This is a genomic window from Alkalilimnicola ehrlichii MLHE-1 (assembly GCF_000014785.1).
In the GTDB taxonomy this organism is placed as follows: domain Bacteria; phylum Pseudomonadota; class Gammaproteobacteria; order Nitrococcales; family Halorhodospiraceae; genus Alkalilimnicola; species Alkalilimnicola ehrlichii.
In genome coordinates this window covers 16,007-28,817 of record NC_008340.1, presented here as the reverse complement: position 1 = coordinate 28,817, position 12,811 = coordinate 16,007, and the positions used below count along the sequence as shown (strand labels likewise).

Below are 12,811 nucleotides of genomic sequence, written 5' to 3'. Positions count from 1 at the left end.
GGCTCCGGGCGGCGACTACCTGATGATGAACAACGGCTGATCGAACTCCACCGGCTGGCCGTTCTCCACCAGCACCTTGGCCACCTCGCCGTCGCGGTCGGCCTCGATCTGGTTGAGCATCTTCATGGCCTCGATGATGCAAAGGGTGTCGCCGGCCTTGACCTTGTCGCCCTCTTCCACGAAGGCCTTGGCCCCCGGGGAGGGGGCGCGGTAGAAGGTGCCCACCATGGGGGAGCGGACCTCGTGCCCGTCGACTTTCGCTTCCGCCTCGGTCTCCGCCGGGGCGGAGCCCGCCGGTGCCGCCGGGCCGTCCGCCGGCGACGGGGCCGGGGGCGGCGCGGGCACCGTATAGGTCTGCGGCGCCTGCGGCGGGGCGCCGCGGGTGATGCGTACCGACTCCTCGCCCTCGTGGATCTCGATCTCGTTGACGCCGGAGTCCTCCAGCAGCTCGATGAGTCGTTTGACTTTTCGGATATCCATCAGTGCTGTCCTCTTGGGCTGCCGTCCAGCCGCTTCAGGGCGGCCTGCAGCGCCAGTTCGTAGCCGTGCACCCCGAGGCCGGAGATCACCCCTACGGCCACGTCGGCCAGGTAGGACTGGCGCCGGAAGGGCTCTCGGGCGTGCACGTTGGAGATGTGGATTTCGATAAAGGGGATGCCCACGCCCAGCAGGGCGTCACGCAGTGCAATGCTGGTGTGGGTCCAGGCGCCGGGATTGATCAGGATGAAGTCCACCCCGGCCCGGCCGGCCTGATGAATACGGTCGATGAGCGCGTGCTCGGCGTTGGTCTGAAAGGCGGAGAAGCGCACGCCGGCCCCGGCGCATTGCTCGCCCAGACGCCGTTCGATGTCGGCCAGGGTATCACTGCCATAGATGCCCGGCTCGCGTGTGCCCAGCAGGTTGAGGTTGGGTCCGTTCAGGAGCAGCAGTTCTGGCATGAGTCCCCGGCGCCAAGCGGTGGCTGACAACATCGCCGCTGATTTTGCGGGATCCGCGTGTTGTTGTCCAGATCGTCGCGAGTTCGCAGAAAATGGCCGCAGGTTGCCGGCGGATCAATACCCCAGATTAGAGCAGGTCCAGCAGCACCGGCTCGATCTGCTCACGGCTCACCTCCCGGTCGAAGACGTGGCGAATGTGGCCTTCGCGGTCGATGATCACCGTCCAGGGCAGGGTCCCGGCCTGGTTGCCAAAGTCCTGTCCGGCGCTCATGGCGGCCTGGCGGCCATACAGGATGGGGTAGCGGATGTCGTGCTCGGCGACGAATTCGGCCACGGCGTCCGGCCGGTCCACCGCCACCCCGATGAACTGTAAACCCCGGTCACCATACTCGTCCTGGAGGCGCTGGAACAGCGGCATCTCCTCGACGCAGGGCGGGCACCAGGTGGCCCAGAAATTCAATACGATCAGCCGCCCATCCCACTCCGAGAGGCTGCGCGGCTGCTCTTGGAGATCGGGCAGGGTGAGATCCGGGCGCGGCTCAGGACGGTCCTGGTCCCAGACCTGATAGCCGAAGACCCCGGCCACCGCGCCGAGAAGGATGACCACCGTAAACAGCAGGGCGCGCGTCATCCCCGCGGCCCCGGCTCACCGTTCAGGGCGGCATCCACCCGCTGCCGAAACTCCTCGGCCCCGAGAAAACCCGAGACCCGCTGGCCGCGAGCCTCGCTGCCGTCGGCGCGGTAGAAGATGATGGCCGGTGGCAGGAAAACACCCAGCGCCTCCAGTAGCGCGCGCTCGGCATCGTCCATGGCGGTGACATCCACCCGCACCAGCTTTGCATCGCTCAGCGCCGCCTGCACGCCGGGGTCAGGGAAGGTCCGGTCCTTGAGCTGTTGGCAGTAGATACACCAATCGGCAGTGACATCGAGCATCACCGGCCGGCCCTCGGCCTGCGCCTGCTCGCGCAGGGCATCCAACTCGTCCAGGCTGTGCGCATCGACCCAGGCAAGTTCCGTCCGGGACTCCCCGCTCAGCCCCGCCAGGGGCTGGCTGAGCTGATGGGCGCCGGTCCCGGCCCCCACCAGGGCGGCGGCGCCCCAAAGCAGCGCCGCCAGCCCCACTGCACGGCCGCTCCAGCGCCACAGCAGCCGGCCACCGCGCAGACGCCAGCCGACCCAGACGGCAAAGGCGATCAGCAGCAGGCCCCAGAGGGCGAGGGCAAAGGCATCGCTCAGCAACCGCTCAATCATCCAGATGGCGACGCCCAGCAGCACGAAACCGAACAGTTGGCGGACGCCGTCCATCCAGGCCCCGGAGCGCGGCAGCCACTTGCCGGCGGCGGTCCCAATGAGCAGCAGCGGCAGCCCCATGCCCAGCGCCATCACGTAGAGCGCCAGCGCCCCGAGACCGACCTCGCCGGTGGTACCGATGAAACTGAGCGCGGCGATGAGTGCCGGGCCGGAGCAGGCCCCGACAATCAGCGCCGAGAGCATGCCCATGACCGCCACCCCCAGCAGCCGCCCGCCCTTCTGGCGGCGGGACAGGGCGTCCAGTCGGTTCTGGAGCACACCCGGCATCTGCACGGTGAACAGGCCGAACATGGCCATAGCCATCAACACCAGGACCAATGAGAACCCGCCCAACACCCAGAGATTCTGCAGCTCGGCCTGAACCACCCGGCCGGTCAAGCCCGCCGCGGCCCCGGCAAGGGCATAGGTAATGGCCACACTCTGGACATAAACGAAAGAGAGCAGCAGCGCCCGCCCGCTGCCGCGCTGGCTGTCACCGGCAATCAGCCCGGAGAGGATGGGGATCATGGGGTAGAGACAGGCGGTGAAGGCCAGCAGCAGCCCGGCGACGAAGAAGCCACCGAGGATCATCCAGGCGCTGCCGTCCTGAAGCAGGCTGGAGAGCCGGCCCTCGGCGCCGCCGGCCGTCCCGCCGCCACCGCCGCCGACACCACTGGCAATAGCGCCCTGCCCATCGAGCCCCAGATCGGCGGTCAGCGGTGGATAACAGACACCGATATCGGCGCAACCGCGGTAGGCCACCTCCAAACGCAGATCGTCGGGCACCGGGCCGTCGAACTGCAGTTGCACCTGCGCCACGCCGCGGAGGATGGTGGTTTGCCCGAAGAAGGGGTCGTCTTTCTCCCGGCCTTCGGGTATGGCCACGTCGGTGAGCGCGACGCCGCCGTTACGCACCTCGAACGCCAACTTCTCACGGTAGAGGTAGTAGCCCTCGGCCACATCCACCGTCAGCAGCAGGCGGTGCTCGCCGATCCGCTCCAGAAAAAGGGGAAAGGCCTCCTCAGCGGGGAGGATTTGCTGCTGGCCCCCGCCCAGTTGATCCAGCGGGTTGGCGCGCGCATCCGCACCCCACAGAGGCAGGGCGAGCAGCAATACCAGCAGCCAGTAGAGCGGCCAGCGCAACGGCGTGGCCGCTGGCAGGGGTCGGGCCAGTGCGGTCATGGGCGTTCCTTAGCGGACATCGGGGTCTGGCAGGTCCTTGGGGTCGTCGTTGTCACCGGCCCCGCCCGCGGTTTCCATGGCGATCCAATGCAGGAAACCGGGCAGGCCCTTTTCCAAAGGGACCCCCACAATCTCGGGAAGTTCATAGGGGTGCTGCTCCAGGATGGCCTGCTCCAGCGCCGGGTAGGCGGCCGCCGAGGTCTTGATCAGCAGTAGCACCTCGGGCTCGGCCTGGGCCTCACCCTCCCAAAAGAACACGGAAGTCAGTCCGGGCACGATATTGACGCAGGCGGCCAAGCGCCTCTCCACCAGCGCGCCGGCCAGTTCCCGCGCCACGGCGTCATCGGGGCAGGTGCAGTAAACCAGGTACTGCTCGGCGGGCATATCGCCACCTCCGGGGCTCTATGGTGTCCGAATTGCGAGACTGGCCTTGAATTCTACCACCGCCGACCCCATTCAGAGGACAGCGCCGCGACAGCGGCTCTTGACTCGAGGGGGGCGGTCACTATCATTAGCACTCACAACTTGAGAGTGCTAACCCTGCCCTCTCTCCAAAACCGCCAAACACGAACGACAGCAAACGCATAAGGGAGTAACAGCCCCATGAACATTCGTCCCCTGCACGATCGCGTGGTCATCAAGCGCATGGAAGAGGAGCGCACCTCCCCCGGTGGCATCGTCATCCCCGATTCCGCCGCCGAGAAGCCCATCAAGGGCGAGGTGGTGGCCGTGGGTAACGGCAAGCTGCTGGACAACGGCGAGACCCGCCCGCTGGACCTGAAGGTGGGCGACAAGGTGCTGTTCGGCAAGTTCGCCGGCACCGAGGTCAAGGTCGATGGCGAGGAGCTGCTCGTCATGCGCGAAGACGACGTCATGGCCATCGTCGAGTAAACCGCTTTCCGCCGAATTCCGTTTTAGAGAGGACAACACACAATGGCAGCTAAAGAGATCCGTTTCTCCGACGACGCCCGCCAGCGCATGATGAAGGGCGTGAACACCCTGGCCAACGCGGTCAAGGCCACCCTGGGCCCGCGCGGCCGCAACGCCGTGCTGGACAAGTCCTTCGGCGCCCCCACCGTCACCAAGGACGGCGTCTCCGTGGCCAAGGAGATCGAGCTGGAGGACAAGTTCGAGAACATGGGCGCGCAGATGCTCAAAGAGGTCTCCAGCCAGACCTCCGACATCGCCGGTGACGGCACCACCACGGCCACCGTGCTGGCCCAGGCCATCCTGCGCGAAGGCATGAAGGCCGTGGCCGCCGGCATGAACCCCATGGACCTCAAGCGCGGCATCGACAAGGGCGTCTCCGCGGCCACCAAGTACCTGGCCGACGAACTCTCCAAGCCCTGCGAGACCGACACGTCCATCGCCCAGGTGGGCTCCATCTCCGCCAACTCCGACGAGTCCGTGGGTCGCATCATCGCCGACGCCATGCAGAAGGTGGGCAAGGAAGGCGTCATCACCGTGGAAGAGGGCTCCGGCCTGGAGAACGAGCTGGACGTGGTTGAGGGCATGCAGTTCGACCGCGGCTACCTCAGCCCCTACTTCATCAACAACCAGCAGTCCATGAAGGCCGAGCTGGAAGACGCCTTCATCCTGCTGCACGACAAGAAGATCTCCAACATCCGCGACCTGCTGCCGCTGCTGGAGAATGTCGCCAAGGCCAACAAGCCGCTGCTGATCATCTCCGAGGACATCGAGGGCGAGGCCCTGGCCACCCTGGTGGTCAACAGCATCCGTGGCATCGTCAAGGTGGCTGCGGTCAAGGCCCCCGGCTTCGGTGACCGCCGCAAGGCCATGCTGCAGGACATCGCCGTGCTCACCGGCGGCACCGTGATCTCCGAGGAAGTGGGTCTGTCCCTGGAGAAGGCCACCCTGGACGACCTGGGCCAGGCCAAGAAGGTGGACGTCTCCAAGGAAGAGACCACCATCGTCGGCGGCGCCGGCCGTCACGACGACATCATGGCCCGCGTCGAGCAGATCCGTGCCCAGATCGAGGAGAGCACCTCCGAGTACGACAAGGAGAAGCTGCAGGAGCGCGTGGCCAAGCTGGCTGGCGGCGTGGCCGTCATCAAGGTGGGCGCCACCTCCGAGATCGAGATGAAGGAGAAGAAGGCCCGCGTGGAGGACGCCCTGCACGCCACCCGCGCCGCGGTGGAAGAGGGCATCGTCCCCGGTGGTGGCACCGCGCTGCTGCGCGCCCAGGCCTCCCTCGACGGCTTGGAGTATGCCAACCACGACCAGGAGGTGGGCATCAACATCGTCCGCCGCGCCATGGAAGAGCCCCTGCGCCAGATCGTCTACAACGCCGGTGGTGATGGCGCCGTGGTGGTCAACGAAGTGCGCAACGGCGAGGGCAACTACGGCTACAACGCCCAGAGCGGTGAGTACGGTGACTTGGTCGAGATGGGCATTCTCGATCCCACCAAGGTGACCCGCACCGCGCTGCAGAACGCCGCCTCCGTGGCCGCGCTGATGATCACCACCGAGGTGATGGTCGCCGACCTGCCCAAGGACGACGACGCCGGTGCCGGCGGCGGCATGGGCGACATGGGTGGTATGGGCGGCATGGGGGGCATGGGCGGCATGATGTAAGCCGTCCGGCCCACCGGCCGACCCAAACCGAACCCGCCGACGGTCCTGCCGCCGGCGGGTTTTTTGTGTCCGGAACCCGGGCCCGCCCGGGAGCCTGGTCGGGCGATTTATGCCATCATTGCGAGCTATGAATGCCCTGCACCCCACACTGTTTCTGGTGCTTGCCCTGACGGCAGTCATTGCGCTCCCCGGCTGCGGTGCCATGCAACGCCATTACGAGGCGGGGCTGATCCTGGCCGATATCCGCGCCGGCGAGGCCGACAGCCGCTGGAAACGCACCCGACCGGCCCCGGAACGAGAGACCGTCGAGTACACCGGCCCCACCGGGGTGCCACGGGTGGCCGACCTCTATACCCCGGGCGACGAGGTCCGCTCCAACCTGGTGCTGGTCCACGGCTTCACCGAGGCGGGCCGGCGGGACCCGCGCCTGGTGCAGTTCGCCAAGACGCTGAGCCGGGCCGGTTTTCGCGTCCTCGCCCCAGAGGTGGAGACCCTCACCCGCATGGACGTCTCGCCGGAGAACATCCGCGATGTGGTGGATGCCGCCCACTGGCTGGACGCGCGGGACGACGGCGAGGGGGTGGGCGTGGCCGCGATGAGCTTCTCCGTCGCCACCGCCGTGCTGGCGGCGCTGGAGGAGGACGGCCGGCCACACATCGGCTGGATCGTCGGGGTGGGCGGCTACTACGATCTGGTGGAGACCCTGACCTACGTCACCACCGGCTATTTCACCGAGGACGGCGAGCGGCGCTACCAGATCCCCCGGGTGGAGGGCCGCTGGGTGGTCCTGCTGACCCAGCTGGACCGGGTGCCGGATGCCGACGACCGCCGCCTGCTCGACCGTATCGCCCGCGAGCGCCTGGCGGACCCGGAGGCCGAGACCGGGCCGCTGGCCGAGCGGCTGTCACCGCCCGGGCGCGCGGTCTATGCCTTGCTCACCAACCGGGATCCGGATCGGGTACCGGACCTGCTGGCGGCGTTGCCCGACGGCGTCCGCGACGAGATTAAAGCGCTGAATCTTGCCAACCGGGACCTGTCCCGGCTTCAGGCCTACCTGCTGCTGGTCCACGGCCGCGACGACGATGTCATCCCCTGGACCCAGAGCCAGGCCCTCAAGCAGGCCGCCCCCAGGGGGCAGGCCGAGTTGCGGCTGGTGACCGGCCTCACCCATGTGGATGTGGACCCCGGGGTGGTGGGCGCCTGGCGGTTGCTGCGGGCGGTCAACCGGCTGCTGTTGCTGCGCGACGACCCGCCACCGACCCCCTCGTCGGCGAATGAGCCATGACCTACAGCGTCCATGAAATCCATTACACTCTGCAGGGGGAGGGCGCCCAGACCGGGCGGCCCGCCGTGTTCTGCCGCTTCGCCGGCTGCAACCTCTGGAGCGGTCGCGAGGCCCACCGGGCATCGGCCATCTGCCGGTTTTGCGATACCGCCTTCGTGGGCACCGGCGGGTCCGGCGGCGGCCGTTTCCGCAGCGCGAACGAGCTGGCCGAAAGGCTGGCCGGCTATTGGCCGGGCGGCGGCCGGCCGCTGGTGGTCTGCACCGGCGGCGAGCCCCTGTTGCAATTGGATTCCGCACTGATCGACGCCCTGCACCGTCGGGGGTTTGAGGTGGCGGTGGAGACCAACGGCACCCGGCCGGCGCCGGCCGGGCTGGACTGGATCTGCGTCAGCCCCAAGGCGGGCGCCCCCCTGGTGCTCACCACCGGCGACGAGCTCAAGCTGGTCCACCCGCAACCGGGGGCGGAGCCGGAACGCTTCCAGCACCTGGCCTTCCGCCACTTCTTTCTGCAACCCATGGACGGGCCGGAGCGCGAGGCCAACACCCAGGCCTGCGTGGACTACTGTCTCGCCCACCCGCAATGGTCATTGAGCCTGCAGACCCACAAGCTGCTCGGCATCCCCTGACGCGCGGCTTGGGCCGGGGGCGGGGGGTGCCGGCAGGCCGACTTTTGCGCACCGAGCAACGCAGGGAAAAATCGGGAAAAGCGCGTGCCTGTTCGAGCGAAGCGAGTTCACGCGCGCCGATTTTTCCCGAGTAGCGCAGGGCACCCCGAAGGGGTGCGCAATCGGAGGCCTGCCGGTACCCCCCGCCCCCGGCCCGCCGGCCCAAGCCGCTCCCCCTATAACTCCATCCCGAGTTCTTTGATCTTCCGGGTCAGCGTGTTCCGGCCCCACCCCAGCAGGCGGGCGGCGTCCTGGCGTCGGCCGCCCGTCCGCTGCAGGGCGGCCCGGATCATAATCACCTCGAAGCGCGGCTGCAGCTCATCCAGCAGCCCCTCCTGCCCCCGCGCCAGGGCCTGGTCCACCCAGCGACTCAGCGCCGTCTCCCAGTTTCCGCCCCCCGGACGACCGGCTTCCGCCTCCTCACGCAGCTCCGGCGGCAAATCCTCCAGCAGCACCTCCTGCCCGCTCGCCATCACCGTCAGCCAACGGCAGGTGTTCTCAAGCTGGCGCACATTGCCCGGCCAGTCCAGGCCCATGAAGTAACGCTCCACCTCCGGGCGCAGGGTCTTGGGCTCCACGTTCAGCTCCCGTCCCGCCGCTGCCAGGAAGTGTCGGGCCAGCAACGGCACATCCTCCCGTCGCTCGCGCAGCGAGGGCACATGCACCCGGATCACGTTCAGGCGGTGGAACAGGTCCTCGCGGAAGTAGCCGTCGGCCACCCGCGCCTCCAGGTTCTGGTGCGTGGCGGCGATGATGCGCACATCCACCCGCATCGACGTGTGCGCGCCCACCCGGTAGAACTCACCATCCGCCAGCACCCGCAGCAGGCGGGTCTGCAGCTCCGCCGGCATATCCCCGATCTCGTCGAGAAAGAGGGTGCCCCCGTCCGCCTGCTCAAAACGGCCGCGGCGCGTCGCCTGGGCACCAGTGAAGGCCCCCTTCTCGTGCCCGAAAAGCTCCGATTCCATCAGATCCCGCGGAATAGCCGCCATATTCAGGGCGATGAACGGCCCCTCCGACCGGGGGCTGTGGCGATGCAGCGCCCGCGCCACCAGCTCCTTACCGGTTCCCGATTCGCCGTTGATCAACACCGTCACCGACGAGCGCGACAAGCGGCCGATGGCGCGGAACACCTCCTGCATCGCCGGCGCTTCACCGAGGATCTCCGGATGCTGGGCTGGGGCTTCCGCGGCCTCCGTGGCCTCAGCCGTCCGGGTGCTCTCCCGGGCGCGGGTGACCAACTCCACCGCCTCGTCCACATCAAAGGGCTTCGGTAGGTACTCAAAGGCCCCGCCCTCATACGAGGCCACTGCGGCGTCCAGGTCGGAGTGGGCCGTCATCACGATCACCGGCATATCGGGCCAGCGATCACCCACCTGGGCGAGCAGATCCAGCCCGCTGACACCGGGCATACGGATATCGGTCAACAGCACATCGGGCTGGTTACGCTCCAGCGCCCGCAGCACCCGCTCGGCCGTGTCAAAGCAGGTGACCTTGAAACCGGCCCGCTCCAGGGCCTTTTGCAATACCCAGCGGATGGACCGATCGTCGTCCACCACCCAAACCGATGCCTGTTCCTTCATGGGGTCGTCTCCAGGGGTAACCAGATGGTGAACACCGTGTGCCCGGGCTCGCTGCTGCATTCGACCAGGCCGCTGTGCTGGCCAACCAGGGTCTGGGCGATCGGCAGGCCCAGCCCGGAGCCCTCCGGCCGGGTGGTCACCATGGGGTAAAAGATCTGTTCCAATTGTTCCGCGGGGATACCGGGCCCGTCGTCCACCACGTCTATCCGCGCCACCAGCTTGTGGTTGCGGCCGGCAATGGTGAACTGACGCTGGGTACGGGTGCGTAGGGTGATGGTGCCTTCGCCGGCCACCGCCTGCAGGGCATTGCGCACCAAGTTGAGGCACGCCTGGACCAGATGGTCGAACTGCGCCGTCACCGGGGGGATGCTCGGGTCGTAATCGCGTTCCAGCTGCACGCCGGCCGGGGCCTCAGCCACGACCAGCTGGCGCACCCGCTCCAGCACCTGGTGGATATTCACCGGTTCCCGCCGCGGCACCGCATTGGGACCGAGCAGGCTGTCCACCAGGTTTTGCAGGCGGTCCGCCTCGTTGATGATCACCTGGGTGTATTCGCGCAGCTCTTCTCCGGCCAGCTCCCGCTCCAACAATTGCGCCGCCCCACGCAAGCCGCCCAGCGGATTCTTGATCTCATGGGCGAGACCGCGGATCAGCTCCCGGATGGCCCGGTTCTGGGCCACCAGATGGTGCTCGCGGGTGATGCGCAGGTGGCGGTCGATCTCGGCCAGTTCCAGCAGGACCCGGCCGTTGGGCATCGGGGTGACAGTGCAATCCACGGTGATCAGGTGGTTCTGGCTCACCGGCAGGCGGCGCTCACGCTGAGTATAGGTCCGGCCGGTCTCCACCACGTCGCGCACCAGGGTGTCCAGCAATTCCGCCGACGGGGCAAAGGCCAGCAGCGGCTGGCCGGAGACCTGGCGGAGGCTCACCCGGAACAGCATCTCCGCCGCGGGATTCAGGTGGAGGACCCGGGTATCCGTATCCATCATCACCACGGCGGTGGTGATGTGCTCCAGAAGGTCCACGTACGGGGGGGTGTGCGTTTCCATGTCGGCTTACTTTGCAAGAGATGCGCCAGGGCAGGCAGGGTCGCGACAACCGCTTGTTACGGCGCTGTCGGGCAGGAGGCGCGCAAATGGTGCAGGCAGTCTTGCACTATTTTAGTGCATTATACCGCCGCGAAGCCATGGGCGGGGATCAGAAGTGGCGTGAGGCCTGATGCATGAAGAAGGTAACGGTGCCCGATTCGATCAGCGTGCGGCCCTCCTCGTCCACCACCGAGACCTGCAACGCCCAGGTCCCCCGGTGGACCTCCGCAAGGGTGAACCGGGGGCGTTCGAACTCGCCGCGCACCTCGTCGTTAATCCGGGCCACCAGGCGGTGCCCCTCCTGCAGCTCCGGCTCCAGGGCCAACTCCACGTCGACGTTGCCCAGGTTGTCACGAACCACCTGCTCGTCCCCGGGGCTGAGGATGGCCAGGCGGTCATAGCCGGGAAAGGCGTTCGGGTCATCCGCGGCCTGGTCCGGTTCGGCAGGCTCGGGAACCGGTGCGGTAAAGCGCTGGTAGAGATTGAGCCGGTCGGGCGTCAGCTCCTCCGCCCGCTGATCCTTCGGCGTATCGGAGTAGTGCCTCACCCCCTGGTCGTCGGTCCAGGTGTAGATCCGATCGGCGGTGGCGAGCGCAGGCAGCAGACAGAGCAGGGCTGCGATGATGATTCGGTTCATAGCCACCAGATTAGGCAAATCGGGGGGGCGGCACAACAAGCCGGTCCGGCGGGCACGAAAAAGGGGGCCCGAAGGCCCCCTGCAATGGCGTCGTGCGGCAGCGCCGGCTTCAGACACTGTAGTAAAGGTCGAACTCCACCGGGTGGGTGGTCATGTTCAACCGCTCCACCTCTTCCATCTTCAGCTCGATGTAGGCGTCGATGGTGTCGTCGGTGAACACCCCGCCCTGTTTGAGGAACTCGCGATCCTGATCCAGGGCCTCCAGCGCCTCATTCAGCGACAGGGCCACCTTCGGGATGTCGCGCTCCTCCTCCGGGGGCAGATCGTAGAGATCCTTGTCCATGGCCTCGCCGGGATGGATCTTGTTCTGCACCCCGTCCAGACCGGCCATCAGCATCGCGGCGAAGGCGAAGTAGGGGTTGGCGGTGGAGTCCGGGAAACGGACCTCGATCCGGCGCGCCTTGGGGTTGGGCACGTAGGGCACGCGAATGGAGGCGGAGCGGTTGCGGGCCGAGTAGGCGAGCAGCACCGGCGCCTCGAAGCCCTTGACCAACCGCTTGTAGCTGTTGGTGCTGGCGTTGGCGAAGGCGTTGATAGCACGGGCATGCTTGATGATGCCGCCGATGTAGTACAGGGCGAACTCGGACAGGCCACCGTAGCTGTCGCCACCGAAGACGTTGTTGCCGTCCTTCATCACCGACTGGTGCACGTGCATGCCGCTGCCGTTGTCGCCTACCAGGGGCTTGGGCATGAAGGTGGCGGTCTTGCCGTAGGCGTGGGCGACGTTGTGCACGGCGTACTTGAGTTTCTGAATCTCGTCGGCCTTCTTCACCAGGGTGTTGGGACCGACGCCGATCTCACACTGACCGGCCGTGGCCACCTCATGGTGGTGCACCTCGACGGTCAGACCCAGGTCCTCGAGGGCCTCGCACATGGCCGCGCGCAGATCGTGCAGCGAGTCCACCGGCGGTACCGGGAAGTACCCGCCCTTTACCTTCGGCCGGTGACCCATGTTGCCGTCACCGTAGACCCGCTCGGAGTTCCAGCCGGCCTCCTCCGAATCGATCTTGTAGAAGGAGCCGCTCATGTCGGCGCCCCAGCGCACGTCATCGAACACGAAAAACTCGTTCTCCGGGCCGAACAGCGCGCTCTCACCCAGTCCGGTGGACTTCAGGTAGGCCTCTGCCCGGCGGGCCACGGAGCGGGGGTCCTTCTCGTAGCCCTGCATGGTGCTGGGCTCGATGATGTCGCAGGTGAGGTTGATGGTGGGATCGTCGAAAAAGGGATCCAGGGTGGCGGTCTCCGGGTCCGGCATCATGATCATGTCGGACTCGTTGATGCCCTTCCAGCCCGCGATTGAGGAGCCGTCGAACATCTTGCCGTCCTCGAACATGTCCTCGTCCAGTTCGTGGGCGGGGATGGTCACGTGCTGTTCCTTGCCACGGGTGTCGGTGAAGCGCAGGTCGACGAACTTCACGTCCTCGTCCTGGATCAGCTTGAGTACGTCAGCAGCGGTGCGAGCCATTCTGTACCTCCGGAATATGATCA

The 12,811-nt window shown here is 67.0% G+C and carries 13 protein-coding genes; 4 read left to right on the top strand and 9 right to left on the bottom strand.

Annotated features, from left to right (window positions below; translation table 11 throughout):
* Window positions 1-15: 15 nt before the first annotated feature.
* The 5 genes from accB to cutA all read right to left on the bottom strand — a co-directional run bounded on the left by accB (window position 16) and on the right by cutA (window position 3,794).
* Window positions 16-480, bottom strand: coding sequence for an acetyl-CoA carboxylase biotin carboxyl carrier protein (gene accB, locus MLG_RS00135; RefSeq protein WP_011627780.1), 465 nt, complete (start codon window positions 478-480; stop codon window positions 16-18).
* Window positions 480-938: a type II 3-dehydroquinate dehydratase gene (aroQ, locus tag MLG_RS00130; protein ID WP_011627779.1), complete on the bottom strand. Its 459-nt coding sequence runs from the start codon at window positions 936-938 to the stop codon at window positions 480-482. Before aroQ ends, accB begins: the two co-directional genes overlap by 1 nt.
* A 127-nt stretch (window positions 939-1,065) precedes the next feature.
* On the bottom strand, window positions 1,066-1,569 hold the full coding sequence (locus tag MLG_RS00125) for a TlpA family protein disulfide reductase (protein ID WP_011627778.1): 504 nt from the start codon (window positions 1,567-1,569) through the stop codon (window positions 1,066-1,068).
* On the bottom strand, window positions 1,566-3,410 hold the full coding sequence (dsbD, locus tag MLG_RS00120; protein ID WP_011627777.1) for a protein-disulfide reductase DsbD: 1,845 nt from the start codon (window positions 3,408-3,410) through the stop codon (window positions 1,566-1,568). The genes MLG_RS00125 and dsbD overlap by 4 nt, the downstream gene beginning before the upstream one ends.
* 9 nt (window positions 3,411-3,419) lie before the next feature.
* Window positions 3,420-3,794, bottom strand: coding sequence for a divalent-cation tolerance protein CutA (gene cutA / locus MLG_RS00115; protein ID WP_011627776.1), 375 nt, complete (start codon window positions 3,792-3,794; stop codon window positions 3,420-3,422).
* Between the two features lie 219 nt (window positions 3,795-4,013).
* On the opposite strand from cutA, the gene groES reads away from it, so the two are divergent.
* The 4 genes from groES to queE all read left to right on the top strand — a co-directional run bounded on the left by groES (window position 4,014) and on the right by queE (window position 7,916).
* Complete coding sequence (groES, locus tag MLG_RS00110) at window positions 4,014-4,301, top strand: co-chaperone GroES (RefSeq protein WP_011627775.1); 288 nt, start codon at window positions 4,014-4,016, stop codon at window positions 4,299-4,301.
* A gap of 42 nt (window positions 4,302-4,343) precedes the next feature.
* Window positions 4,344-6,005 carry a chaperonin GroEL gene (gene groL / locus MLG_RS00105; RefSeq protein ID WP_011627774.1) on the top strand — a complete coding sequence of 554 codons (1,662 nt, stop codon included), beginning with the start codon at window positions 4,344-4,346 and terminating at the stop codon, window positions 6,003-6,005.
* A gap of 127 nt (window positions 6,006-6,132) precedes the next feature.
* Window positions 6,133-7,290 (top strand): alpha/beta hydrolase family protein, encoded by a 1,158-nt coding sequence (locus MLG_RS00100; RefSeq protein WP_049753484.1) that lies wholly within the window; start codon window positions 6,133-6,135, stop codon window positions 7,288-7,290.
* Complete coding sequence (gene queE / locus MLG_RS00095; protein WP_011627772.1) at window positions 7,287-7,916, top strand: 7-carboxy-7-deazaguanine synthase; 630 nt, start codon at window positions 7,287-7,289, stop codon at window positions 7,914-7,916. Before MLG_RS00100 ends, queE begins: the two co-directional genes overlap by 4 nt.
* 215 nt (window positions 7,917-8,131) lie before the next feature.
* Here the strand turns inward: queE and ntrC are convergent, their stop codons facing one another.
* The 4 genes from ntrC to glnA all read right to left on the bottom strand — a co-directional run bounded on the left by ntrC (window position 8,132) and on the right by glnA (window position 12,788).
* Window positions 8,132-9,538 (bottom strand): nitrogen regulation protein NR(I), encoded by a 1,407-nt coding sequence (ntrC, locus tag MLG_RS00090; protein ID WP_011627771.1) that lies wholly within the window; start codon window positions 9,536-9,538, stop codon window positions 8,132-8,134.
* Complete coding sequence (gene glnL, locus MLG_RS00085; RefSeq protein WP_011627770.1) at window positions 9,535-10,587, bottom strand: nitrogen regulation protein NR(II); 1,053 nt, start codon at window positions 10,585-10,587, stop codon at window positions 9,535-9,537. The genes ntrC and glnL overlap by 4 nt, the downstream gene beginning before the upstream one ends.
* Before the next feature lie 148 nt (window positions 10,588-10,735).
* On the bottom strand, window positions 10,736-11,263 hold the full coding sequence (locus MLG_RS00080; protein ID WP_011627769.1) for a DUF4124 domain-containing protein: 528 nt from the start codon (window positions 11,261-11,263) through the stop codon (window positions 10,736-10,738).
* 109 nt (window positions 11,264-11,372) lie between these two features.
* Window positions 11,373-12,788 (bottom strand): glutamate--ammonia ligase, encoded by a 1,416-nt coding sequence (glnA, locus tag MLG_RS00075; protein WP_011627768.1) that lies wholly within the window; start codon window positions 12,786-12,788, stop codon window positions 11,373-11,375.
* Window positions 12,789-12,811: the final 23 nt, after the last annotated feature.